Raw genomic sequence first — 23,223 nt, 5'->3', positions numbered from 1 at the left:
TCCTTCAAGGAATCTCCGTTCCTCATCACTCAAGAAAATCGGCGCTGCCACACGTCCCTGCATCATGACCTCCTGAAATAGATATCAAAAAAATGATATCAATTTCAGTTCCATATGACTAGGCCGTTTCGAGCCCGACTTTACCGGATGCTGCGCGTTGTTTGAACGACAGCTTTCAAGACTTGTATCCTGCTCTGACCTCATTCCGCAGCGACACGTGGGCGTGGCCGCATGTCTGCTGCAACCAGTGCGACGAAAGCCCTCGCCAATTCACTGCCATCATCGGTTACGCGAATATGGGTAAGCGGCAGATGTGGGAGGTCGTAGTGAGATGGTGCCTCGACCAGATCGCGATCTGCAAGCGACAGCGGCAGTGCTGCGACCGCAAGATCAGCCCGGATCGCTGCAACCTGTCCCATCGACGTGTCGCTCGAATAGGCAACCCGGTAAGCTCGGCCTGCCGTATGTAGCGCGTCCAGGGCGGCATCACGCCAGGCGCATCCGACCTCTGCCACGGCAAGAGGAAGCGGGTCCTGCTGAACGGCGCTCCCGCCATTCAGAACCAGCCATTTCAGTGGTTCCGAGAAAAGGTCCTGCGCTGGTATTTTCGACGCACCCACATCATTGAACAAGGCCAGATTGACCGCGCCGTCGGTGACGCCCTTTAGTACAGCTTCGCTCGTCCCCAACCGAACATCGACGTGAACGCCCGGATGAACTTCGGCCAGACGCTGCAACAAGCCGGGCACGAGGGTCACGCCAAGATCATGCGGTGCGGACAGACATAGACGACCCACGAGCGGAGATTGCTGATAATGAGCAAGGGTTTCATCATTCAGTCCCAAAAGGCGACGGGCCTGTCCAAGCAACGTCCCACCATGGTCCGTCAGCGCGACATGACGCGCATCCCGGTCCAACAAACGAACGCCGAGCAGCTCTTCGAGCTTGCCAATCTGGAGGCTGACGGCCGAAGGGGATTTATGGACCCGTTCAGCAGCACGACGGAACGACCCGGTTTCGCAGATGGCGACAAAGCTGCGGAGCGCGTCCAGATTGAGCGTTCGGTTCGCCGCCTCACGACCCACCATGGTATTCATAGTTGAGGTATTCTGCATCATACAATTAAATCATATTGTTTTTCTCAACGCAACTCAAAGCCTATTCTCCAACCATCATGGAAGGAGATGGCATGTCGATCATATCGCGAAATATCCTGTCGGGTCTTGGCTGGGCAGTCGTTGCAATCACGGTCTGGTCGGGGTCTTTGGTGATGCTGAGGCTTGGTGTGACCACGAGCCTGAACGCTTACGATCTGACCATGCTGCGGTTCAGCGTGGCTGCGCTGATCCTTTCGCCTGTGGCGCTACGGCGTGGTCTCGGAACCGACCGACTAGGGTTGACCGGTCTCGTGACTATGGCGGTCGCGTTCGGTGCGCCCTACGTGCTGCTGATTGCTCTTGCCATGAAAACCGCCCCCGCTGCCGCAGCGGGGGCGCTCAATCCGGGGGTGATGGCTATTGCCTCTGTTTTGCTGGGTCGGATAATCCTTGGCGACAGGATCGGAAGGGTGCGTTTTGCCGGGCTTGCTGTAACTGCCGTTGGGATTGTCCTGTTCACACAGGCTGGCGGGGCCATCGCGACTGGGCATTTGATCCTGATCGGGACCGGCATCATGTGGGCGAGCTATGCCCTGATCGTCCGCCGCGCCGCTGTCCCGGCGCTGAATGCGACGGCCATTGTTGCGGTTGGGTCGGCGGTTTTCCACCTGCCAATCTATATCGTGGCCTTGCCCAAACAGATTTTTACAGCACCGCTGGCGGACGTTTTGGTGCAAGCCGGGTTTCAGGGCGTTCTTGTCAGTGTCGTCGCCATTTATGCATTCAACCGGTCTGCTGAGTTGCTGGGGGTCGTCGCCGGAGCGACCCTTCCCGCTCTAATCCCGGTGGTAACGCTCGGTCTTGGTGTCGTTGTTCTTGGCGAAACCGCCAGAGCAGGTGAGCTTGCGTCGGCGATACTGGTCACTATGGGTCTGGCTCTGATCCTGATCGGGAAGCCAGCGATGCGCTGGCTCTCAATCAACATCCCTCGTGGCGTCATTGGGAAGCGGCCTCCTCTAGACAGATAAACCAGTCGTTGAAATTTGTTCAACAAGCAGCCGCAAAGTCCGCAGAGCCGTTGTTTCCTAGGCTTCAATGCTGCAGCATCAACGAACGGCAACTTTCGGGAAGCGTGTCGGAACCACCCCTGAACAGTCGAGTGTCTCCTTTGGACCGCGACTGCTATTCAAGAGCTAGGATGAGCGCTTTTGTGTGGCAATACGCGTTTCGTGGCTTGTTCGAGCACAAGCGCGACACTGAACCCAACAAGGCCTTTCGTGCTTGCGAAAGAAGCGCTGGTAAATCGCGGCCCAAAGCTGCTGCCCACTAAACCTCTTTCCTAATATCCCGCGCTTGCTAAGCTAATTTTCGATTTGGCTACTGCATATGCTTTTCTCGCTTTATGGCGGGAGCCGCCATTGGTTGCTCTCATTTTTGGGCATTGCGCTGGTCGTGCATTTGTCGAATGCGGTCTGGCCATGTGCTCTTTATGAAGGACAGTGCGGCTATGATGTCTTCATCGCTGAGAATATCTTTGAAGACTGGCATATCCGTTTCATAGCTCGGTCGATTGGCAATTTCGGCGAGACCAAATTTTGTGATGCCGAATAGCAATTCATCGGCATGATGCCATGTGTGACCGGTTTCATCATGCGGCGGTGCCCGCAGACGGCCATCTTCGTTGGTGCCGCGCCAATCGGGCTCTCCTTGCAGCTTGTCGCCATGGCAGGCTGCGCATTGGTCCGTATAGACGCGCTTGCCGTTGGCCACGATTTCCGGGTCGTCGGGCCGCAAGAGAACGGATGGTGTCCGGTCCCCTGCATACAGCACCCCGCCAAGACCTGCCGCCAGCAGGCCCGAAAGGACGGTGGCCACGAGGATGACTTTGGTCGCTCGTTCGTTGTTCGCGGCTTTCTTCCTTTGTTCCATCACACGACCTCAAACCAAGTGGTCATGCCGGCGGCGGCGTGTTCTAGCATGTGGCAGTGGAGTAGCCACTTGCCGGGATTGTCGGCGACGAATGCGATCTTGGTTGTCTGGCTTGGTCCGATGAGGAAAGTATCTTTCCATGGCCGCCCCTCATCAATCGTGCTTCCCTCTCTCTCCTCGATACGGAAATGATGTCCATGGACATGCATGGCGTGCGGCCAAGCTGTATCATTGACCATTTCAATGACGATGGTTTCTCCTCGTTTGGCAGTAAAGAACTGCTGTTCGGGAAGATTGGCTACACCGTTAAAGGCCCAGAACTGCTTGCTTTGCATCATGCTTTCCCGCTCAAGAGGCTTGCCCTGATAGGTAATGCCGTCAAAGCGCCCCATGGCACCTCCTGTAATGAGCAAAGGATGCACAGTCGCATTGGAGAGATCCGGCTCCGGGATAGGGTTGGTTTTGAGACGTGGTATGGGTTTGGAGGAAGCTCCTTCTCCGGTCACCGAAAACGTGAGGAACGGAAATGGGCTTTCGCCTGAAATTTCTTCAAGCGCAAAGTTCTGCCCGGCGCGAGGTATGACCAGAAGATCGACGCGCTGCGCAGAGGAGAGCAGATAGGGTGCATAGGGCATGGCGATGGGCTCAGGCAGAGGTTGGCCGTCAAAGGCAAGGACCTTTGCATCGAACCGGTTGGGGTCCAATTCCAACGTGCGTGCATTGCTGACATTGATGAGACGCAAACGATAGGCTTCACCGGCCGTCAGCTCCAACTTTTGCTGGCTCTTGCCATTGACCGTAATCCAGTTGCCCAGCCTGCCGCCGTGGCTCCAGTCCATCATCATGCCCATCGAGCTTTCATCGAACTGGCCATTCTGATTGATACGCCAGTCGTCGATCACCAGCGTGATGTCATGGTCAATATCAAAAGTGAGGTATGGCTCTTCAATGATAAGGGGCCCATAGAGCCCGCGACCAACCTGATTCCAGCTTTTATTGTGGGCGTGATACCAATATGTTCCTGCATCCGGTGCAACAAAGTCATACTCAAAGCTATCGCCCGGCTCGATGGCATCCTGCGTGAGTCCCGATACGCCATCCATCGCGTTGTCGATGCGAATGCCGTGCCAATGGATTGAGGATGGCTCTTCCAGCTCGTTTATGAAACGGACTTTCACCCGTTCACCCTGTTTTACCCGAATTTCCGGGCCCGGTGCGGTGCCATTGTAGGTCCAAAGAGTCGATGTCGGGCTGTCGGGATAAAGCGATTGTTCGGCCTTCTGCGCACGGATTTCCAGAAATCCGTCGCTTGCGAGGGCAATGTGATAGGGCGCAAGGACTGTCGCTGTGGCAGCGCCAACTCCAAGCTTACAAAAATGTCGTCTGTTGAGCTTCATGGGTCAAATCCAGTCACATGTCGCAAGTCGAGCTGTCAGTCTGATCAGCCCGCCTGCGATCACCGTCCACTCGACCGAAGATCAAAAAGGACGGCAACCATTGTTTTTTTTGAGAATTGAAGGGTACAGGCGTCAGGGTTTTCTGGCGCGGAATTCGAGATGACAGCTTGAGCAGGTCTTGACCAACATCGTGAACACGCCATCCGCTGGCATTTCACGAAGCACTTCGAGAGCCGGAGCACCGTTGCCCATCATGCCATCCATATGACCGTCACCATTCATCATCATCGATCCGTGGCCTTCCATCATCAGTCCATTGTCGGCAGCAAGTTCCAAACCGCCAGCCAGGGTTTCGAGTTGGCTAGACAGTTCTGAAAAGCGATCCCAGTCCGACCAGATTTCCGGCTTTGCATAGGTCGGGTTCTGCAGCGATCCTTCAGGAAACTGCCTCGTCATTTTCTTTCCCGCATGCAACTTGATGATTTCTGCCTGAGCGCGTACCGCCTTCGCATCGTAGGAGCTTTCGTCTTCCATCATGTTTTTAAGGGTGCGGACAGCTTTGCCCATCTCCTTCATAGCATGCATGCGCTCCTCGACGATGCCTGTAGCCCCGTCATGGGCCAACGCAGAGGATGCCATAACCATAGGTGCCGTAGTTGCAAGGACTGCAGCAGCTGCAAGTGACTTCTTCATGTGATTTCGCCTTTGATTGAGATTGAATTGGAATGGCAATGTCAATCAGGCAACACGGGGAGGCGGTGGGTCTGGCGTGAAGATTTGTGCGATCAGATCGCGGGTTTTATGCGCGGGGACTTCATAACTGAGGATTGGTTTGCAAACAGCCAAATCGCTACTGAGAGCCAGCAATTTCGCACCGCAATGCATTTGGTGCTCATCAAGTGTAACGTCGCAAGTGGGGCACGGATGAGGCTGCTGATGCGAAGCTTGCCTTGAATGCTGATGCTCGGTCGATGCCTCGGGCGCAAACTGCAGTTCGGCCGCATGAGTGAACCGCCCCCCTGAATAGATAAGTAAAAGCATGCTCAGAAATATGAGCACATTTCCTATCCATCCGATTTGAGCGTCCACGCGCTTCATTGCAAAGGGTCCTGTCTATCGATGCACCTCGGCATCATGGCACAAAATCATGCATGATAGAGTCACAAATTTGTAAAGACGCTAAAGCTTCCATCTACAGGAAGGTCAAGCCTTTGCTTTGCTGGCTTCTTTTCAGTCGTAAGCATATGGGTAAAAATGACGGATTAGTGATACTCTCGGATCATTCGACTAGACAATAATTTCCATTGATCAGCATTTCTTGCCCCAGTTTAGGGGATAAGTGAGAGGACCAGTTTTGAAACCATTGATGATTGCCTTGCTGCTTCTGGCGTTTCCAGTGGCAGCGCTCGCCCAACAGAGCCACCAGTCTCATGACATGGCAGGTCATGAGGCGGGAGTGCAACAACACACCACGTCCACCAGCATTCCTACCGAGACTGGACAGGATGCCTTTGCCACCATCACGGAGATCGTCAAGCTTTTGCAAAACGATCCCGAAACCGACTGGTCCAAAGTGTCAATCGATGCCTTGCGGGAGCATCTGGTGGATATGAATGAAGTCACCTTGAATTCGGCAACCAAGACAATTGAGTCGGATAATTCAGTCGGCTTCAATGTTACGGGTGTCGGAAGAACCATTGCAGCCATCCAGCGCATGGTGACGGCGCATGCGCCCATGCTTGCCGCTGAAACGGGATGGTCTGTTGATACCAACACAAACGATGAAGGCGCCACCATGACCATCGCGACCTCAAATAAAACCGAACTTGAGAAGATCAAGGCGCTCGGTTTTTACGGTGTGATGACAATCGGAGCGCATCACCAGATGCATCATATGATGATGGCAACGGGCATGAACCCGCACTGATCGGGGGAGGATCACTTAAGCAGATATTTGACGAGTGCAGCGATGATCAGAAGGCCGATGATTAGAATGATCCACATCCCGATGCCTCCAAAACCGAAGCTCATTCCGAACCCCATCCCTGTACCATGCATGGTTTTTCTCCTTTTTAAAATCCATTTTCCTGTCTTCAGTTTACACCTTCAGACCCGATGCCCTTTGCGACATAAGGCACCAGCTACAGATCGATGCGTCGCAACCTCAAGGCATTGGCGATAACCGACACGGACGACAGGCTCATCGCTGCCGCCGCAATCATCGGCGAGAGCAGGAGGCCAAAGACCGGATACAGAATACCTGCGGCCAGAGGCACGCCTGCCGAATTGTAGACAAAAGCGAAGAACAGATTCTGTTTAATGTTTCTGAGCGTTTTTGTTGCCAACCTTCTCGCCCGGACAATGCCCGCAAGGTCCCCACCGAGAAGCGTGATGCCCGCGCTTTCCATGGCCACATCCGCACCGGTGCCCATGGCAATGCCAACATCGGCCGCAGCAAGAGCTGGCGCATCATTGACCCCGTCGCCAGCCATGGCGACATAGGCGCCCTTGTCATGCAGTTCTTCCACCAGTGCCTTCTTGTCTTCGGGAAGGACGCCTGCGCGGACATCATCGATGCCGAGCTGGTCGGCGACCGCCTTGGCGGTGCGTTCATTATCGCCCGTTGCCATGATAACGGTAAGGCCCATGGCATGAAGATCCTTGATGGCCGCAGCCGTCGTCTCCTTGATCGGGTCCGCGACCGCCACGATGCCTGTGAGCGCTCCATCAATTGCGATGAACATCACGGTCTTGCCTTCTTCCTGAAGTGAGACCGCCTGCTCGGACGCACTCTTGGCATCGATGGACAACGTCTCAAGCATTGCGCTGTTGCCAAGGGCGACAGCCTTGCCTTCGACCGTGCCTTTCACGCCCTTGCCGGTTAGAGCCTCGAAATCGGACGCCTCAAGGCGCTCGACGTCACGCTCGCGCGCTCCCTCGACAATCGACTCGGCCAGCGGATGCTCGGAGCCGCGTTCAAGAGCGGCTGCCATGGCCAGCACAGCGTCGTCATCCCGATCACCAAGTGCCACCACGTCGGTCAGCTTCGGCTTGCCCTCCGTGAGAGTACCGGTCTTGTCGACAATCACGGTGTCAACCCGCGCCATGCGCTCAAGGGCTTCGGCATCTTTTATCAGCACACCGGCTTGCGCCCCACGCCCCGCCGCCGTGGTGATCGAGATGGGGGTTGCAAGACCAAGCGCACAGGGACAGGCAATGATCAGCACTGATACCGCTGCCGCAATGGCAAAGGCGAGAGCGGGATCCGGACCGAATATGAGCCAGATGGCAAAGGCCAACACTGCCGCGCCAACAACCGACGGCACAAAGACGGCAGAGACTTTGTCAGCCAGTCCCTGTATGGGCGCGCGGGACTGACGGGCGCTTGAGACCATGCCAACGATTTGGGAAAGCATCGTCTCAGCCCCGATATGGGTTGCACGAATGGCAAGCGTGCCATTTTTGTTGATGGTGCCGCCGGTAACTTTGTCGCCCTTCTTCTTCTCGATGGGAACCGGCTCGCCGGTGATCATGCTTTCATCAACGGAAGAATGCCCTTCGGTTACGTCGCCATCCACCGGGATGCTGTCACCGGGACGGACGCGCAACAGGTCACCCGCAGCGATATTCTCCAAAGGCGCATCATATTCGTCGCCATTGGGCAAGATACGCCGCGCTGTCTTTGGGGCCAGATCGAGCAAGGCGCGAATGGCATCGCCTGTCCGCTCGCGGGCGCGCAGTTCCAGCACCTGACCGACGAAGATCAGAGCGACGATAACAACGGAAGCCTCAAAATAGGTGCCGACCCCTTCGGCGCTTCGATATTGCGCGGGGAAAAGTCCCGGCAGGAAAGTCGCAAAAAGCGAATAGATATAGGCAGACCCCACCCCGAGCGAAATCAGCGTCCACATATTGGGTGAAGCATTGCGAATGGAATCCGCGCCGCGCTTGAAGAAGGGTTGCGCCGCCCAGAAGACAATCGGTGTCGCAAGGGCAAACTCGGCATAGGCGGCCATCTGATGGCTCAGCCAGTCGCGAATGGGCAGCCCTACCATCCCCCCCATGGTGAGGATCATCAGCGGGATTGCCGCAGCGCCACTCACCCAGAGACGGCGGGTAAAGTCGACCAATTCTTCGGAAGGCTCATCCGTCGGAACGGTTGGCTCAAGCGCCATACCACATTTGGGGCAGTCGCCCGGTTCGTCCTGAATGATTTCGGGATGCATCGGGCAGGTCCATTGGGCGCCCGGCTTGCTCTGTTGATGCGCCTTCTTTGCATTGCCCGAAACATAGAAATATGGGTCTGCCTTGAACTTCTCCTGACAGCCATCGGAGCAGAAATAATAGCTTTCACCATCATATTGTTCGGACCGAGCGCCTACTTTGACGCGCACCTGCATACCGCATACCGGGTCGGTCGCCATATCACATCCGGCTTCCTTTGCTGCGCCCTCATGCTTATGGTCATGATGGCAGTGATGGGCGCTGTGATCATGATGCTGATGATGACGGTCTTCCTGTGCGGATGCGGACATGCCACTCTCCTGTCGTTCGGTAAGAAGTGAATGCATTCGTAATATCAATGGGTGAACCCCCGTTGCAGTTCCCTGTCAGACGGGCTGGGCTGGAAATCCGAGCTCCGTGACCCGCGCAGCAAGCGCCTCAGGATCGGTTCGACCCTGCCAAAATGTGATGGTTGCCTTCTCCGTCGCCAATGAGATTTCAACGGTCAGAACCCCCGGCATGGCCTTCAGAGCTTTTTCGATCGTGCTGACGCAATGGCTGCAATGCATGCCTGTGATCGACAGCTCTGTGCGTGGCGTCACAGCCGAAAAGCCGATCTTGTCAAAAGCCTCGACCAAAAGACTCTCTTCAGTCGGATGCTCAAAGGATAGGGAAATCGTCTGAGTGGAAAGATCGACGGACGCATGGGAAACTCCCTCTATCGTTAGTGCCACGTCTTCAGCGTGCTGCGCACAATTGCCGCAGGCCATATCTTGTAATTGAAAGATGCCATTCAAACTCTGGGTCATGATCGTCCTCGCTGACGTCGCTTCCAAATGGCGGAATTTGGCCACTGGCTGGATTGCGTTGCTTGATTGATGGCACCAATATGGTGTTTCCAGTGACTGGAAGGTCAATGGATGAGAGAGCGAAATTTTCGAACTTTTCTTCCTTGACCTTCCCCCTGCTGGAAGCATTAGGGTGGGGGAACAAGGAAGGAAGCCGTTGCCTGCCTGCTGATTGTTTGGCGGATCCTGACTGCTGACGTCACGTGCCACCTCTCACCAAGTGCATTTAAAAAATGTCTCGCCAACTGCAAAGCATCCTCGCTGCCATAATATTGCTCTTCGGCCTTTTCGCCGGAGCAGGGCAAAGCCTTGCACTCGGGCATGCGCAGATGGTTCCTTGCAGCGAGGCGACCATCACACTTGGTTCGACCGCAGCGGATATTCCTGGATGCGATAAAGGCATGAACCAACAGACCTGTGCTGCGGACAGTGGTTGCGCCTTTCTTGTTCTTAAAAATGGCAGCAGCGTTTTAGAGCGGCTCGAGCGGACAAAGCCTCTGCGGTTTGCGATTGCCAACCTTGTTGGCGCCAGCACGCCACCTGACACTCCCCCTCCGATCTTGTTGTCCTGATCCGTCCCAAGATGGACTGCTGGCGCCAAAGGTGCCCCCAGCGGCTCCTTTGACGACGGAATTTCCCTGTCAGCCGTCCCACCGAGGCGGTTTGAAGACCAGTAAGGATCGGTTGTCGTCTCCCGTTTCATTGGCGAGGAGACCAACCGGAGAAACCAGACACCATTAGTTTCGGAGAAATCCATGCGCAACTTTTTGCTTTTCACCACCAGCAGCCTCGTGATCGCATTCGGGATCGAGGCAACCTTCGCCAATCCGGCGCATCACCCTGATCAGGCTCCCAAGGCCATGCAGGGCGATATGATGGCCAACATGATGAACCCGGCCATGATGATCGTCATGCTCGACACGGATGGCGATGGATCCCTTTCCCTTGATGAGTTCCAAAGCATGCATCAACGCATGTTCGCCTATATGGACAAGAACAAGGACGGCAAACTCCAAGCGTCTGAATTTGCCTCCCATCACAGCTTTTCCATGCCCCATTCCGGCAGCAAACAGAACTGAAGGCGGCGACCATGACAAGATTTAGCAACAAATTCATTCAGGCGGGCCTTATCGCTTCTGGCATCTCAGCCTTTCTTCTTGGCGCGCCAATTGCCATGAGCGCGCAGCCTGAAATTCCTGCCGGGGCCGGTATTTCCTCTTGGGTGGACAATGGCTCAGGCGGCAAATACACGCTTCAGATCCTCGAAGGGACACTGCCCGAAGCGGGAACAAGTGTGACGGCAAAGGTTCTGAGCGACAGCAACTGCGCACCAGACGAAGAAGGCATCAACCATTGTGAGAATGTGATCAGGATGCCCGACGGTAGCAAGCTGAAGGGGATCGACAATCATCGCATGAGCGTGAATCGCTGCCTGCTGGCTGGCGAGAAAGTCACCATCTCCAGGCTCACCGACGGTTGGGCCACGGTCCTGACCAAGGACGCCAAGAAATCCAAGTAATTTCTTGGAATGACGGTAAGGCGGGGCCACTTTTATCAACGGCTCCGCCAAACCTTCACCCTGAAAGCGGTATCAGGCCGCCCAATGAGAAGCCTTCTTTCAATTTGTCTGTCGGGTTTGACCTTCCTGTCACTGGAAGCCTTATGCTGAAAAGGGTATAGAAATGACAAGACCGGAACAGGAATGGCTTGGCAAACGGGAATTGCCGGAACAGACCCAAGCTGAAGCTTTGCCACATCTGATTGCCAAGGCGGAAACTCTGGGCTTTTCAGACCGAGAACTGGCCCAATTGAAGCGCATCTATGGCTCACACTTACAAAGGGAGAGACCATGAATATCGGACAGGCTGCCCGTCAGACGGAATTGCCCGCCAAGACGATCCGTTATTATGAAGAGATTGACCTGATTTCGCCGATCCGCTCAGAAAATGGCTATCGCATCTATAGCGAACAGGACATTCATCGCCTGACGTTCCTCAAGCGTTCGCGGAGCCTCGGCTTCAGCATTGAGGAATGCCGCCTGCTATTGTCCCTCTATGATGACAAGGATCGCGCGAGTTCTGACGTGAAAGCCATCGCACAGAGCAAGATCGTTGAAATCGACCGTAAGATCACCGAGTTGCAGTCGCTCAAAGCGACACTGGGCACACTCGTTGACCATTGCCACGGCAACAACAAGCCCGACTGCCCAATTCTCGATGGCCTTTCAAACGAGACTTTAGACTGGGCCGCGCGCGGCGACAACAAGTTCAGCTGTTGTGATGGTTAGGTACGAGCAAGGCTGATTTCACGATTTTTCAAATTTTCGCCCCGTAGCTTCACCCCGTAAAGCCCAAAGCAGATGATCCAAACCGCCTCTCAATTTGCAAAGCTTGGATATGCGCTGATTGTTTTCAGTCTGATCTCGCTTGGCCTTTCTGGAGCGAGCTTGGGCGCTATCAAGTCTTCTTCTGAAGACCCCAATTCTTCCGTGCAACAGCATATGTCTATGATGGAAACCATGGATATGGCCGCGATGCGCGACATGATGTCCGGTGGCTGCGAAGACTGCGAAAGCATGATGAACCGAGCTTCGGCGCATTGTAGCTTTCAGGCGACCATTCTGCCTCTGATTGCCTTGGCTTTCCCCTCACAATTGACTAGCCGTGATCCTTTCTTGCTGGAACAAACGCCCTACGCACGATCCTTCTCGCCAGAACCGCCGCCACCGCGCCTTTGATTGACTTTCGTAAATCTCTTTTCGAAACGCAATCAAAGGAATGTCTTATGAAAATCAAGTTGATCGCAACAGCAACCGCTCTTGCTCTGGCAGGCGCTGTCGCCCTTCCTCTGTCTGGCTTTGCCGATGACAGCGATGCTTCTTCAACCCAGTCCGGCCACTTCCAAGGCATGGGCAATTCCGGTCACATGATGTCGATGCCTTCTATGATGGGCAATGGCGTGATGGACAGGGACATGATGCAGCAAATGCACACCATGATGTCTGAATCCGGCAGCATGACGGACATGATGTCCAACATGAGGGCCGTCATGAGCGCCCAGATGGAACAGATGAGGGAATGGATGAGCGGCGATGACACGGATAAAAATCGCCAGCATCCCTCTGAGCCTGCTCAGAATTAGCATCTGACTTGATCGCACAGACCGAGAGAAGAATGGTCGCGGAATGGGGTTAATCCGTTCCGCGACTGCCCGGTTTGATCAAGCCGAGCCAGCTCTGTCACTGTTCCCACATTTCCCGTCCACTGCAACCAATCTTGAAACAGGCCCCAGTTCTTTGCGGCCTAATAGGGCAAATTCCATGACCAACGATATTGAACAAACGGTTCAACCCTCCCTCATCAGCCGCCTGACACCCAAAACGGGTCACGGTTGGATGATGGCCATCTGCTGCACGTTAATGCTTTTGGGCGCAACCGTTATTCTTGTTGCAAGCAAAGATGACTTATCGGCAGGCAATGGCTTGTCCATTTTATTACCTCTGGCAGGCTGTCTTGTCATGCATCTCTTCATGCACCGCCTAATAGGTCATGCAAATCACCATGCAACGCATCAAGGGGCGTCCGAGCAGCGATCACAAAAGAAAGCCGATGGGAGGGAACCGTCATGAGCTGGATGAAATATGCCGTGGTGGCTATACTGATCGCCGGTGGGCTTATGATCTTCGCAAGACCTTTCCAACACATGGGTAATCCTTCACACTCCCCGTCAAGAACCGTTGATGTGATCGTGCCGGAATTGTCTCCGATTGCGACCAAGGGACAGGAGCTGTTCAACGACAATTGTGCAGCCTGTCACGGTGACAACGGCCACGGGACAGATATGGGGCCGCCTCTCATTCACTCAATTTACAAGGCGAGCCATCATGCAGACATGAGCTTTACCCTTGCTGTTGCCAATGGGGTCCGACAGCATCATTGGCCATATGGCAACATGCCTGCGCAGCCACACATCTCCCAAAGCGATCTAAAAAAGATCATCAGCTTTGTTCGAGAGGTTCAACAAGCAAACGGCATCGTGAATTGAATAGAAGAGAATGGCCACTCTATGCCGCTAACAAGACCTAGTTGAACGCCTCAAACTCGCCAATTGCACGAACCAATTTCCACGAAAACTCAGCAATGTACACTGTGAACGTCGCGTGCGTTATTGAATATCCGAAGAAAATGTTTGCTCTATGGCCATTTCGCCAGAAGCGCACTCTGTGATCTTGGCTTTAGGGTACTGCGGTGAATTTCGAAAATGTCCGCGTTTCTGACATTCGGTTTCACGCTTTGCTGCGTGATTGATTAAAGGCTGGCATTTACTAAGGCATGGGCGAAGGCCAATGCGGTAAAAAACCGGTTGGACATTTTGCAGAAAAGCCTAATGAAATCAATGGAGCCTATTTACAGGTTGGACACACTTAAGATATTGAAATGTCGAGATTGTTGCACTCCCGTAGGGCGTGCCACTTTCGACTAAAAGGCCCCGCAATTCAATGAGTTGCGGGGCCTTTTGTTTGACTGGGCAGCGAGGCTCGCTGCCATTTCAGCCGCGCCATCACATTCCCCGCCATCTTTTTCCTGTTCGCTGCTATTCCACATTTGCGCTTGTTGCGGTGTTTTGTGGCCGAGGAAAGCCATAACCTCAAACACTGTTCCCGCAGCCTCTGCCCGCTTTTATCTGTTGAAAAGGAGCGGCTGAAGATTTGCCCCTCAAGGGGCTGCAATTCTTGGGATAGTTTAAGATACTTACCCAAGTCATTCCACTCAATTCATCTGCAAAACAGAGCCTACAAGTTTGACATTCAAACACTCAAGTTCAGCGGCGATCCTGCTTCAAGAGAGCGACATCTTGCTTGATCGAAAAATGCAATCAATGTACTATCACTGATATGTTAGTCATGCAGTCAACGAGTTGTCAAAATCCGAATGTGATTGCAACACGCATTGACTTCAGGTGATGAAGTGGAAGTTAAAATGACCAATCAGCCTCTCCGCGGCATCTTCGCAGCGGTTCTGACCCCAATTTTGGAAAATGGCACCCTTGACCTAGCCAGCCTGTCAGCTCACGCAAAGGGTCTTCTTGAACGCGGATGCCATGGTGTCAGCTTGTTCGGGACAACCGGAGAAGGCCCCGGCTTTACGACGGAAGAACGCATGCAGGGTCTGGAAGCTGCATTGAGCGCAGGCATCTCTGCCGACAAGATCTTGCCTGCCACAGGCTGTGTGGCCTTGCCCGACACCATCAAGCTGACGAAACATGCTCTGGAACACGGATGCAACAATATTCTTCTGATGCCGCCGTTCTTCTTCAAGTCTTTGACTGATGATCAGGTTTTCGCCTTTTTCTCCAAAGTCATCACAGAAGTGAACGACCCTGCCTTACAAGTCTATCTCTACAATTTCCCGGCCGTTACAGGGGTCCTGATTTCGCCAAATGTCATTGCCCGTCTGGTTGAAGCTTTCCCGACCACGATTGCTGGCGTCAAAGACAGCTCCGGGGAGTGGGACTATATGATGGAAATTCGCAACCGCTGTCCCGACATCGCGGTATTTACGGGTTGGGAAGCGTTGGTTCCAAAATTGCTGGCTGCGGGAGGTGCCGGGAACATTTCTGGTGTGGCCAACGTTGCTCCCGAGCTGTTGCGGGATTTGTTTGACAGAGTGCCTGTTGCAACAGACGACAAAGTGCTGAACGGTGTTGAACATATTGTCGCGGCGGTCACCAGCTCACCGGTTACACCAGCCTTGAAAGCCATTCTTGCTGATCAAACACAACAAGCGGAGTGGGAAGCCATTCGTGTCCCGAACCTGCCGATTGATGATGAAGAGAAGAAAAAGCTGTTGTCCGCATTCGCACATGGCAAATCGATGGCGGGCTTCTGAAGGCCCTGCCTTGGTTTATGGTGTTTGATCTTTTCGATCCACCAACAGAATGTCTCTCAAGTTCAACCCCTCGGCTGATTGCGGCCGAGGGGTTTTCATATCAAGGGGCTTCAAATGGACGGAAGGAATACACAGTTGGCGAAGTGATTGACGAGATCCTATCGCGTGATTAATCTTTGATAGAATCAAGTCTGCAGCAATTGCCGTTTTCACGAGATCAAGTCAGTGCACCGGCACAGAAGGTCATTAGCAGCGATGAAGCTTAGCGACAGTGCGTATGTGAAGTTCAAGCATCACCTTTTCACAGGTGACCTGCGTCCGGGTCAGTTTATCTCGCAAAGAGAGTTGGTGAAACTGACCGGTATCCCTCTTGGACCTGTGCGCGAAACCCTCCAGCGTCTTGAAGTTGAAGGCCTCGTGCATATCGTACCCCAACGAGGCATCCAGATTGTTGAAGCAAGTTTGCGCTTCATTCGTGACACGTATCAATTGCGCATGTTGATCGAAAAAGAAGCCGCAGCGAAATTTGCAGAAAATGCCAGCGATGCACAAATCGAAGCCCTTGAAGCCAAGCACAAGGATATCATTGCGCGCTTTGAACAGGAGGGACCGAGCGATGCCCTGCTGCAGGAAGCGCAAGGCGTTGATTGGAATCTGCATGACACTATTGTTGAGGCTCTTGGCAATTCGATCGTCAACAATCTTCACAAGCTCAACAATGATCGCATAAAGCTCATTCGCCTCGCCCATGGCAATCTGACCTTGATCACACCTGGAACCTTCCTACAGGCGATGAAAGAGCATATGGCTGTCATTGAAGCGTTGAAAAAACATGATGCCAGTGCGTCTGTGGCAGCCATCGAGCGACATTTGACTACAGCTCTGCACCGTGCGCTGGGATTGTAAGAGACAGAGTTGAGGCAACTCTGTCTCTTAAGACGATGGGTTGGCAGGCAATTGTCCGCAATTGCATGTGACAGTGCCTTCCGACCGTCCTCCTGATGCAGCGTTCTCGCAAATCACTGGATCTTGTGTTGTGAAAACACCATCCGTTGCGGTCTGGCGTCGGCGACGCGATCAATAGCCAAGCATGCGCGGAAGCCAGAGCACGATATTCGGCTCAAGGATCATCACCAATAGCGACAGCAGCAGAATTGCGATGAATATCCAGATCTCGCGGATGATCTCGGCGAGTTCAATGCCTGTCAGTGAATTGATGACAAAGAGCAGAACCCCATATGGCGGCGTGATCAGGCCAATCATCATATTGACGACAACAACAACACCGAAATGCACCAGATCAATGCCCATGGCCTTCAGAGAAGGCAGGACGATTGGCACAAGCACCAACATCATCGTCGTGGCATCGAGGAAGCAGCCAAAGGCGAGGAACAACAAGCTGACAAGCAACAGGAAGATTGTTGGCGACAATTCGAATCCGGACAACCAACTGGCAATCGCATTGGGGATCTGTTCTGTCGCAACGATATAGTTGAACAGGAAAGCACCTGCGATGATCAAGGCGATCACGGCGCTGGAACGCACCGTTTCAATCAGAATCACAAACAGCTTGCGCAAGCCCAGCACACGATAGACGAAACCGGCCAGCAACAGGGCATAGAGCGCCGCCACGGCAGCAGCTTCCGTTGGCGTGAAGGCACCTCCATAAATGCCTCCAAGGAGAATACCCGGCATCAATAGAGGTGGAATGCCGCGACCAATCACAACGAGTGCATCTGCCGCACTGCGGGCAGGTTCCATCGGGAAATTCCGACGTTTGGCAATGATCCAAACGGTTACCATGAGCGCGCCTGTCATCAACAGGCCAGGCCCCACACCGCCTAGGAACAGAGCTCCGACAGATTGGTCGGAGACAAGCGCGTAGAGCACCATCGGGATAGAGGGCGGAATGATCGGGCCAATGGTTGCGGACGCGCCCGTGATGGCGGCGGCAAATCCCGGAGGATAACGATCATTCTTGCGCATCATATCGATCAACACCTTGCCAACGCCCGCAGCGTCGGCAATGGCGCTGCCGCTCATGCCGGAGAAGATCAGACTGGTGAAGATGTTCACATGCGCGAGGCCACCGCGGAATCGTCCGACCACGACCAGCGAAAAGTCAAGCAAGCGCTCGCTGATTGTCCCGGCATTCATCACATTGGCGGCAAAGATGAACAGCGGCACGGCAAGCATCACGAAGGATGAGAAGAACCCATTCATGATCAAGTCAGCCGTCAAGCCGACATCCTGACCCGAGATCAGAAGATATAGAATGCCACTGGCAATCATGGCCGGACCGATGGCAGCTCCCATGGCGCAAATGACCACAAAGAAAACCAACATGATCAGAAGAGCGATACTCATAATTTTATCCGCTGTTTATCCGCGTGAAAAGATGCAAGGCGACTCAGGAGATTGGTCTGCACGCTTGCAATCATAGAAACACTGGCATGCAGTGCTGTGTAAGGGAGAGGCGCGTCAGAGCTCATCCTGCCAATCAGGGCGCATCAGACGTATGGTGCGTAAAATGCCCCGAACAACGAGCGCGGCCATGAAGACGACGAAGACTGCAAAGACATAGTCGAACCGGATTTCCATGACTGAGGTCACATCAATTTTCATGAAAGTGACGAAATCGACGTTGGCTGGCAGTCCAAGCAGGAACACAATCGCGATGGAAAGTGTCGTGACAATCGTTAGAAGGCGCCGGACCTTGAGGCTGGCCATGGAATAGAGCAAGTCAAAGCGCACCTGATCAGACGGACGCACCAGCAAACCACCGGACCAGAAGGCAAACCAGAGAAATGCAATCAGGCACAATTCTGTCGTCCAGCCGAGGGGATCATTCATCACATAGCGCGTAAAGACCTGCAAAAGGAAAGTGATGAACATCACGAGAAACCAGAAGACGCCAACAAATTCGGCAACCAGTTTGAAGCTTTTGAGAAGTTTTTGCACCATCGTTCCTCCAGCTTTGCCTGCCCTGTCAATCATCCTTGTGTGAAATGAAGGCGGGCATAAAGATTGAGCGGCGAAAAAAGCCGCTCAATCTTGTTCTGTTACATACCCGCTTTGTTGATGCGGTCAAGCAGACCTTCAGGCCATGTCTTGGAGAACTCGCTCTCCAGATACATTTTCTGAACATGGGTACGGAAGGCATCACGATCCGGCTCGGAAATCGTCATGCCTTTGGATTTGAAGAACTCAACCAGCCCGGCTTCGTCACGCAGACGGTTCTTGTTGTTGAACTCTGCAGCAAGACGCGCAGCATCGGTGAAAACCTGTTGCTGTTCAGCGTTCAACTTGTCCCAGGTTTTGTTGGCGATGGAGAGGAAAACACCATCCACCAGGTGACCGGTCATAACGATCTGTTTGGTGACTTCGTAGAATTTTGCCTTCTGGTTGGTTGGAAGCGGGTTGTCCTGACCGTCGATGGTGCCGGTTTTCAGAGACAGATAAACTTCGTTGAAGGCCAGTGGGGTTGGTGCGGCACCAAGAGCGGAGCCGAGGAACTGCCAGGCTTTGGAACCAGGCATGCGCAGCTTGACGCCTTTCAGATCCGCAGGAACCTTCACGTCACGCTCGTCGCGCAGGTTCAACTGACGGGTGCCAAGATAGCCAACAGCAAGAATATGTGCGCCCATTTTGTCGGATACGGCCTTGAAATATTCCTTACCGACATCGCCATAGAAGACGGCTTTTTGATGCTCTGGATCACGGATCAGATAGCCGGCGGTAAAGATTGAATATTGCGGCAGCTGTTTGGCGATGTCCTGTGCAGAAATCATGGCCATATCAAGATTGCCGCGCATCATTTGCGCAGGCTCGGTCCCTTGCTTGAACAGCGTCGCATTGAGGAACACTTGAATATCGAACTGATCCGGAAGCGCGCGCTCGACATACTCTTTGAAGATGTAGAGCTGTTCGGCATGCCAATCGCCCGGAACCGCCGGAGACGAAATGCGTACAGTCATCTTTTCGGCTGCAGCTGGTTCAGCGATCATCGCTGCAGGCGCAAAAGCCAGCGCAAGCGCGGCACCCAATAGGCCACGTCTGCAAAGTTTGGAAAAGTTCATTATTTCCTCCTACGAACTAAAGCAAACCAGAATTGCTCATACCCGCCCTCCCAGGATGGCATTGCGGGTCGTTATTGGGCAATAGTGCCATCAACCGAAACGCGTTTCAAGGTAAAATCATCATTAGAATATCACTGATAAATCATATATTGGCTCAAATGTGTCGCGATCAACAGGCAAATGGCGTCGTTATATGAATTGATCAAGGAGACCGAAGAGGGGTGACCCAATCAAAACCTGAGGGAGAATCAGCCAGAAATCGCATCCACAACCTTGAGTGAGAATGAATTTTCTTCTTAATCTTTGATATATCACTGATTAAATTTGCGGGCTTCCCTTCACAGGTGAACACCAAGCCAAATTTGTTGCAGCTGTCGAAAGACGTGTGTGCGTTGCTATTGTTTGGCTGACAGATGCCCTGTGGAGTGACCGAATGCTGGCTTCTGAAATTTCAAGACTAACGACCGAATGGTAGCTAGGAGTGTTGCTCTTGTTTCTGGACGACGCTTGAGACAGCCGAGCCAAGCACCACAAAATCGTTTGCGCTCTAACGAAGCATCAAAGTCGATCATATGGTTGACGTTCATCTTTTGAAGTCATACCTAGCTGAATGAGGACGACCTCACCAAACTGGTTTCATTCGGGACGGCCCGTCATAGAGGGATTATCCATGGCGTGGGTTTATCTGATTGTTGCCGGAGTTCTGGAGACTGTTTGGGCTTTCACGATGAAGAAGTCTGAAGGCTTTTCTGTCTTCATCCCAACCGCGATCACGATCATAACAATGATCGCCAGTTTCGGACTGTTGTCTATCGCAATGAAAACACTTCCACTTGGAACAGCCTATATGGTTTGGACGGGCATCGGCGCTGTCGGTGCGTTTGTCGTCGGTATCGTCGTTCTGGGAGAGCCTCTCACGCCTGCACGCGTTGTTGCTGCGCTTCTGATTGTCAGCGGCATCCTTGTGATGAAGCTGGCTAGCTCGGCCTGAAGCCGATCGAAGAAAATGCGCATATGCTGTCAGTATAGGCTTGTGCGCTTTCTGTGGGATTTTATGTCCCTGATCTGCATTGACTGCAAACTCGGTCCTTGCCGCCTCTGTGTGTGGTCCCGGAAAGCTTACCCGTGGGGTAGGGTGTATCCTGAACCGTTGAGGGGGTGCGAGAATGGCCAAGTGCTGCAAATCCGCCCGCAAGGCGGGGCCACTTCAGAGCGGTTCCGTGGCAGCTCCATGTCTGTGGCACTAGAGCTCAACACTTGGAGAACCAAGGTCGGCATGCCAATTTTGAAAAAGCTTCTGTCTTGCCCAGAAGTGTGAATGAATTGCGTTGCAGCATTCCTCTGCATTCATCTCAACTTCAGAGTCTTGTATTGAATATTTCAGCTCTTTCCCGGTTGCACTTGAAGGTTTCTCATAGACAATGTTCAGGTCATGCCGTGCCGCCATCTTGGGCTTGGACAAAAACTGTACAGAAAACACGGACGGATTTTGCCTTTTTATTTTGTTCACTTTTATGTTCGCGGATTCTCCAACTCCTATGATAGTATCAGGGAGTAAAGTGTTTGAAACGCTGTTGCAGAAAAAAGAGAAAAACTTATTTCTCGGAATCCAAATGGTCCTTACACTGCCAAAACCAATATTTCTCAAGTTTTGTAAAATGGTTTTGTGTATTATGGTGTTGTCAGAGAGAATCCAACATGTAAACAAATGTATATCTGTAATTGTGTTGTCTTCTTTTTGTTTGGGATTTATTTCTGTGTTGGAAATATGGTTGTCGTCTTTAATTAGCATTTCTTAAGTCCGTATAATGGTATTTTTATTTTGGTCTCGATAAGTAAATTTTTTATCTGACAAGATATTCGCACAGTTAGGTGATGCTCTTGTTGGTCTAGGCTCCGTGAATTCTTTTGTAAAAACCTGAAGGTTTACACAAAGACCCGCGGATCATTCCAATTGCAAAGAAGCCCTTCTTTACTGCGCTTACGAATGTCTTACGGCCCGTTCTCGGCTTTATGACTATCAAAATGATACTAACCGGCACCGTTGTGATGGCTCCCAACAAACGAGATGTTACTTTGGGCAGGATACTCAAGGCAGCTTGCGTGGGCCCGAGGCGATGGCGGGTTATAAAAGCCTGCGCTGACGCAACAGCGCCGGCTCGCTTCGCTTGATAACTGAGCGTCATGCGACTGGCCGGTATCGTTTCTCTGACGATTGCGTCTGGTACCCAGACAATCGTGCCACCATTGTCGGTGACGCGATAGAAAAATTCCAAATCCGTTCCGCCACTGAAAGCCATTTCTTCATTGAAACGAAGCGCACTTTTTCTCCCATCGACGAGCTTTGCCGAAAACAGAACATTATCTGTGCCTGCGGACTTCATTTCCGTGCCGGCAGAGCGTTTGTTCTTCACTGTTCCGAAATACCAAGGGTGACTTGCTGCAGGGTCAGGAAATGATTGCGTCCAGCCGTGATAGACATCTGCAGACCAGCATTGCATAGCTTGCGACATGGCAATCAGCCAATCAGTGTCCAGCTCTTCATCGTCGTCAATGAAAGCGATCCAGTCCGGTTGTGTTTTCAATGCCGCGTCGATCGCACGATTTCTTGCAAAAGGAATGCCGGGTCGTGGCTGATGAGTAATTTCAGCCTCCATGCTGGCTGGCACCAAACTCAGAAGTCGTGTTTGAGTGTCATTGTCGTAAGCATCAATGTTATTGTTGCAAATAACCAGTGACAGCGTCAAAGAATCCGATGGAGTGAGATTGCGTAATGACTTCAAGCGCTTGGCGATCATTTCTGAACGACCTCTTGTGCAAATGGCTAACGTCACTTTCTGGGGAAGCTCACTCATGTTTGATTGCGCTTCTCAAGCATCTTCAAAATCCGCATGAAGCGAGAAAAAGACTGCGTCGACGCGAATGCTACACCTTTCCAACCCGCAAATATAAACCTTCGAACAAACAAATATTTCGCCATTTCCAATGGGAACTCGGATACTAGTCTCAAATACAGCAACCAAACTGGCTTTTTTGCTTGCGTGGTTGCAGCAAGATCTGATGTGTAGTTTAACTTGGAGATTGTATGACCCCAGTTTCTGAATGAGTAATGATACTGGGGTGATTTCAGAAGGGCTGACGTATAGCCTTCATCGATCTGAATTCGATCATAGGAAGGATCAAGCTTTATTCGAGCGTGGCGCAAATCATACAGTCTTGGCACTTTGCGGTAGTCCGCGAATAGTCTTGGTGAGGTATCTCCAGGAAGCACCATCGTATTGCGGATGAAGTAGCAAGCATGGTCCGGCTCATCCATGGCGAATAAGGAGTGGATTTCTTCGCGCAGCTCAGGCGTCACGACTTCGTCCGCGTCGATATAGAAGATCCAGTTATTTTTGCATTGGCTTTCACCGAAGCTGCGTTGAGGGCCGAACCCTTCCCATGGGTTGTAAATAACCCGTGCGCCATAGCTTTCGGCAATCATCACCGTGTTGTCTGTTGAACCCGAATCAATCACCACTATCTCGTGGCCCAAATCGGTGAGTGACTCTAAAGTTCTGGCAATGCGATCACCCTCGTTAAACGCGCGTAAGAGCACCGAAATCGGAGGCTTTCTTTCAACCATTGGTATGTCTCTTAGAGCCTGATTCAAAAGTTCATGCGACATAACAATATGTTGCCAAACGTCGGATCATTACTCTGATGTTGGCAATGGTGACCCATGCGACAGAACTGGCGATGGAAGCTTCCCAATCCTTTGC

25 protein-coding genes and 1 pseudogene are annotated in these 23,223 nt (G+C 52.7%); 13 read left to right on the top strand and 13 right to left on the bottom strand.

Going from position 1 to position 23,223, the window contains the following annotated elements:
* Positions 1-200: 200 nt before the first annotated feature.
* Positions 201-1,097, bottom strand: a complete 897-nt coding sequence (locus FDK21_RS19960) for a LysR substrate-binding domain-containing protein (RefSeq protein ID WP_210238857.1) — start codon at positions 1,095-1,097, stop codon at positions 201-203.
* 92 nt (positions 1,098-1,189) lie between these two features.
* Here FDK21_RS19960 and FDK21_RS19955 point away from each other — a divergent pair, with 92 nt between their 5' ends.
* Positions 1,190-2,125, top strand: coding sequence for a DMT family transporter (locus tag FDK21_RS19955; RefSeq protein WP_138150629.1), 936 nt, complete (start codon positions 1,190-1,192; stop codon positions 2,123-2,125).
* 400 nt (positions 2,126-2,525) lie between these two features.
* Here FDK21_RS19955 and FDK21_RS19950 read toward each other — a convergent pair whose 3' ends face one another.
* The 3 genes from FDK21_RS19950 to FDK21_RS19940 form a co-directional block, all read right to left on the bottom strand.
* Positions 2,526-3,026, bottom strand: a complete 501-nt coding sequence (locus FDK21_RS19950; protein ID WP_138150628.1) for a cytochrome c — start codon at positions 3,024-3,026, stop codon at positions 2,526-2,528.
* Positions 3,026-4,423 carry a multicopper oxidase family protein gene (locus tag FDK21_RS19945; protein WP_138150627.1) on the bottom strand — a complete coding sequence of 466 codons (1,398 nt, stop codon included), beginning with the start codon at positions 4,421-4,423 and terminating at the stop codon, positions 3,026-3,028. Before FDK21_RS19945 ends, FDK21_RS19950 begins: the two co-directional genes overlap by 1 nt.
* Positions 4,424-4,555: 132 nt before the next feature.
* A complete protein-coding gene (locus FDK21_RS19940; protein WP_138150626.1) occupies positions 4,556-5,116 on the bottom strand; it encodes a cytochrome c in 561 nt (186 codons plus the stop codon).
* A gap of 673 nt (positions 5,117-5,789) precedes the next feature.
* Between FDK21_RS19940 and FDK21_RS19935 the strand changes: the two genes are divergently transcribed.
* The gene (locus FDK21_RS19935) at positions 5,790-6,350 is read left to right on the top strand and encodes a hypothetical protein (RefSeq protein ID WP_138150625.1); all 561 of its coding nucleotides are present in this window, start codon (positions 5,790-5,792) and stop codon (positions 6,348-6,350) included.
* Positions 6,351-6,564: 214 nt separating this feature from the next.
* Here FDK21_RS19935 and FDK21_RS19930 read toward each other — a convergent pair whose 3' ends face one another.
* On the bottom strand, positions 6,565-8,847 hold the full coding sequence (locus FDK21_RS19930; RefSeq protein ID WP_246657639.1) for a heavy metal translocating P-type ATPase: 2,283 nt from the start codon (positions 8,845-8,847) through the stop codon (positions 6,565-6,567).
* 186 nt (positions 8,848-9,033) lie between these two features.
* Entirely contained in the window at positions 9,034-9,501 is a 468-nt protein-coding gene (locus FDK21_RS20730; protein ID WP_210238855.1) for a heavy metal-associated domain-containing protein, read from the bottom strand.
* Between the two features lie 749 nt (positions 9,502-10,250).
* Between FDK21_RS20730 and FDK21_RS19920 the strand changes: the two genes are divergently transcribed.
* The 10 genes from FDK21_RS19920 to FDK21_RS19880 all read left to right on the top strand — a co-directional run bounded on the left by FDK21_RS19920 (position 10,251) and on the right by FDK21_RS19880 (position 16,289).
* Complete coding sequence (locus FDK21_RS19920; RefSeq protein WP_138150622.1) at positions 10,251-10,574, top strand: EF-hand domain-containing protein; 324 nt, start codon at positions 10,251-10,253, stop codon at positions 10,572-10,574.
* 11 nt (positions 10,575-10,585) lie between these two features.
* Positions 10,586-11,014 carry a hypothetical protein gene (locus FDK21_RS19915; protein ID WP_138150621.1) on the top strand — a complete coding sequence of 143 codons (429 nt, stop codon included), beginning with the start codon at positions 10,586-10,588 and terminating at the stop codon, positions 11,012-11,014.
* A 163-nt stretch (positions 11,015-11,177) separates the two neighbouring features.
* The gene (locus tag FDK21_RS20725) at positions 11,178-11,348 is read left to right on the top strand and encodes a hypothetical protein (protein ID WP_171022222.1); all 171 of its coding nucleotides are present in this window, start codon (positions 11,178-11,180) and stop codon (positions 11,346-11,348) included.
* Positions 11,345-11,782, top strand: a complete 438-nt coding sequence (gene cueR, locus FDK21_RS19910; protein ID WP_138150620.1) for a Cu(I)-responsive transcriptional regulator — start codon at positions 11,345-11,347, stop codon at positions 11,780-11,782. The genes FDK21_RS20725 and cueR overlap by 4 nt, the downstream gene beginning before the upstream one ends.
* A 213-nt stretch (positions 11,783-11,995) precedes the next feature.
* Positions 11,996-12,232 carry a hypothetical protein gene (locus tag FDK21_RS19905; protein WP_138150619.1) on the top strand — a complete coding sequence of 79 codons (237 nt, stop codon included), beginning with the start codon at positions 11,996-11,998 and terminating at the stop codon, positions 12,230-12,232.
* A gap of 47 nt (positions 12,233-12,279) precedes the next feature.
* On the top strand, positions 12,280-12,636 hold the full coding sequence (locus FDK21_RS19900; RefSeq protein ID WP_138150618.1) for a DUF4175 domain-containing protein: 357 nt from the start codon (positions 12,280-12,282) through the stop codon (positions 12,634-12,636).
* Positions 12,637-12,814: 178 nt separating this feature from the next.
* Positions 12,815-13,123 (top strand): DUF2933 domain-containing protein, encoded by a 309-nt coding sequence (locus tag FDK21_RS19895; protein ID WP_138150617.1) that lies wholly within the window; start codon positions 12,815-12,817, stop codon positions 13,121-13,123.
* Between the two features lie 5 nt (positions 13,124-13,128).
* The gene (locus FDK21_RS19890) at positions 13,129-13,539 is read left to right on the top strand and encodes a cytochrome c (protein ID WP_246657638.1); all 411 of its coding nucleotides are present in this window, start codon (positions 13,129-13,131) and stop codon (positions 13,537-13,539) included.
* Positions 13,540-14,474: 935 nt separating this feature from the next.
* Positions 14,475-15,383 (top strand): dihydrodipicolinate synthase family protein, encoded by a 909-nt coding sequence (locus FDK21_RS19885; protein ID WP_138150615.1) that lies wholly within the window; start codon positions 14,475-14,477, stop codon positions 15,381-15,383.
* Positions 15,384-15,638: 255 nt separating this feature from the next.
* On the top strand, positions 15,639-16,289 hold the full coding sequence (locus FDK21_RS19880) for a GntR family transcriptional regulator (RefSeq protein WP_114010583.1): 651 nt from the start codon (positions 15,639-15,641) through the stop codon (positions 16,287-16,289).
* 171 nt (positions 16,290-16,460) lie between these two features.
* On the opposite strand, the gene FDK21_RS19875 is transcribed toward FDK21_RS19880, so the two are convergent.
* The 3 genes from FDK21_RS19875 to FDK21_RS19865 form a co-directional block, all read right to left on the bottom strand.
* The gene (locus FDK21_RS19875) at positions 16,461-17,750 is read right to left on the bottom strand and encodes a TRAP transporter large permease (protein ID WP_114010584.1); all 1,290 of its coding nucleotides are present in this window, start codon (positions 17,748-17,750) and stop codon (positions 16,461-16,463) included.
* A 114-nt stretch (positions 17,751-17,864) separates the two neighbouring features.
* Positions 17,865-18,347, bottom strand: coding sequence for a TRAP transporter small permease subunit (locus tag FDK21_RS19870; protein ID WP_171022220.1), 483 nt, complete (start codon positions 18,345-18,347; stop codon positions 17,865-17,867).
* Between the two features lie 98 nt (positions 18,348-18,445).
* Entirely contained in the window at positions 18,446-19,462 is a 1,017-nt protein-coding gene (locus tag FDK21_RS19865) for a sialic acid TRAP transporter substrate-binding protein SiaP (RefSeq protein WP_114010586.1), read from the bottom strand.
* Positions 19,463-20,132: 670 nt separating this feature from the next.
* On the opposite strand from FDK21_RS19865, the gene FDK21_RS19860 reads away from it, so the two are divergent.
* Positions 20,133-20,453, top strand: coding sequence for a multidrug efflux SMR transporter (locus FDK21_RS19860; RefSeq protein ID WP_138150613.1), 321 nt, complete (start codon positions 20,133-20,135; stop codon positions 20,451-20,453).
* Between the two features lie 252 nt (positions 20,454-20,705).
* On the opposite strand, the gene FDK21_RS19855 is transcribed toward FDK21_RS19860, so the two are convergent.
* The 4 genes and pseudogenes from FDK21_RS19855 to FDK21_RS19840 all read right to left on the bottom strand — a co-directional run.
* On the bottom strand, positions 20,706-21,254 hold the full coding sequence (locus FDK21_RS19855) for a hypothetical protein (RefSeq protein WP_138150612.1): 549 nt from the start codon (positions 21,252-21,254) through the stop codon (positions 20,706-20,708).
* 97 nt (positions 21,255-21,351) lie between these two features.
* Positions 21,352-22,317 (bottom strand): glycosyltransferase family 2 protein, encoded by a 966-nt coding sequence (locus FDK21_RS19850; protein WP_138150611.1) that lies wholly within the window; start codon positions 22,315-22,317, stop codon positions 21,352-21,354.
* Complete coding sequence (locus tag FDK21_RS19845; RefSeq protein WP_138150610.1) at positions 22,314-23,087, bottom strand: glycosyltransferase family 2 protein; 774 nt, start codon at positions 23,085-23,087, stop codon at positions 22,314-22,316. Before FDK21_RS19845 ends, FDK21_RS19850 begins: the two co-directional genes overlap by 4 nt.
* A 31-nt stretch (positions 23,088-23,118) precedes the next feature.
* A pseudogene (locus FDK21_RS19840) lies at positions 23,119-23,223 on the bottom strand (IS5/IS1182 family transposase); the annotation flags it as partial.

It is taken from the genome of Cohaesibacter sp. CAU 1516 (assembly GCF_005771485.1).
Taxonomy (GTDB): Bacteria; Pseudomonadota; Alphaproteobacteria; order Rhizobiales; family Cohaesibacteraceae; genus Cohaesibacter; species Cohaesibacter intestini.
Note: the sequence above shows the minus strand (reverse complement) of the source record. Positions and strands in the feature narration are given on the sequence as shown.

Bases quoted from the DNA above. Each gene is read 5' to 3' on its own strand.
- FDK21_RS19955 (WP_138150629.1), top strand. From the start codon at position 1,190: ATGTCGATCATATCGCGAAATATCCTGTCGGGTCTTGGCTGGGCAGTC.
- FDK21_RS19960 (WP_210238857.1), bottom strand. From the start codon at position 1,097: ATGAATACCATGGTGGGTCGTGAGGCGGCGAACCGAACGCTCAATCTG.
- FDK21_RS19900 (WP_138150618.1), top strand. From the start codon at position 12,280: ATGAAAATCAAGTTGATCGCAACAGCAACCGCTCTTGCTCTGGCAGGC.
- FDK21_RS19865 (WP_114010586.1), bottom strand. From the start codon at position 19,462: ATGAACTTTTCCAAACTTTGCAGACGTGGCCTATTGGGTGCCGCGCTT.
- FDK21_RS19860 (WP_138150613.1), top strand. From the start codon at position 20,133: ATGGCGTGGGTTTATCTGATTGTTGCCGGAGTTCTGGAGACTGTTTGG.
- FDK21_RS19875 (WP_114010584.1), bottom strand. From the start codon at position 17,750: ATGAGTATCGCTCTTCTGATCATGTTGGTTTTCTTTGTGGTCATTTGC.
- FDK21_RS19930 (WP_246657639.1), bottom strand. From the start codon at position 8,847: ATGGCGACCGACCCGGTATGCGGTATGCAGGTGCGCGTCAAAGTAGGC.
- FDK21_RS19845 (WP_138150610.1), bottom strand. From the start codon at position 23,087: ATGGTTGAAAGAAAGCCTCCGATTTCGGTGCTCTTACGCGCGTTTAAC.
- FDK21_RS20725 (WP_171022222.1), top strand. From the start codon at position 11,178: ATGACAAGACCGGAACAGGAATGGCTTGGCAAACGGGAATTGCCGGAA.
- FDK21_RS19905 (WP_138150619.1), top strand. From the start codon at position 11,996: ATGTCTATGATGGAAACCATGGATATGGCCGCGATGCGCGACATGATG.
- FDK21_RS19950 (WP_138150628.1), bottom strand. From the start codon at position 3,026: ATGGAACAAAGGAAGAAAGCCGCGAACAACGAACGAGCGACCAAAGTC.
- FDK21_RS19885 (WP_138150615.1), top strand. From the start codon at position 14,475: ATGACCAATCAGCCTCTCCGCGGCATCTTCGCAGCGGTTCTGACCCCA.
- FDK21_RS19920 (WP_138150622.1), top strand. From the start codon at position 10,251: ATGCGCAACTTTTTGCTTTTCACCACCAGCAGCCTCGTGATCGCATTC.
- FDK21_RS19850 (WP_138150611.1), bottom strand. From the start codon at position 22,317: ATGAGTGAGCTTCCCCAGAAAGTGACGTTAGCCATTTGCACAAGAGGT.
- FDK21_RS19890 (WP_246657638.1), top strand. From the start codon at position 13,129: ATGAAATATGCCGTGGTGGCTATACTGATCGCCGGTGGGCTTATGATC.
- FDK21_RS19940 (WP_138150626.1), bottom strand. From the start codon at position 5,116: ATGAAGAAGTCACTTGCAGCTGCTGCAGTCCTTGCAACTACGGCACCT.
- FDK21_RS19915 (WP_138150621.1), top strand. From the start codon at position 10,586: ATGACAAGATTTAGCAACAAATTCATTCAGGCGGGCCTTATCGCTTCT.
- FDK21_RS19945 (WP_138150627.1), bottom strand. From the start codon at position 4,423: ATGAAGCTCAACAGACGACATTTTTGTAAGCTTGGAGTTGGCGCTGCC.
- FDK21_RS19870 (WP_171022220.1), bottom strand. From the start codon at position 18,347: ATGGTGCAAAAACTTCTCAAAAGCTTCAAACTGGTTGCCGAATTTGTT.
- FDK21_RS19895 (WP_138150617.1), top strand. From the start codon at position 12,815: ATGACCAACGATATTGAACAAACGGTTCAACCCTCCCTCATCAGCCGC.
- FDK21_RS19935 (WP_138150625.1), top strand. From the start codon at position 5,790: ATGATTGCCTTGCTGCTTCTGGCGTTTCCAGTGGCAGCGCTCGCCCAA.
- FDK21_RS19855 (WP_138150612.1), bottom strand. From the start codon at position 21,254: ATGCTAATTAAAGACGACAACCATATTTCCAACACAGAAATAAATCCC.
- FDK21_RS19880 (WP_114010583.1), top strand. From the start codon at position 15,639: ATGAAGCTTAGCGACAGTGCGTATGTGAAGTTCAAGCATCACCTTTTC.
- cueR (WP_138150620.1), top strand. From the start codon at position 11,345: ATGAATATCGGACAGGCTGCCCGTCAGACGGAATTGCCCGCCAAGACG.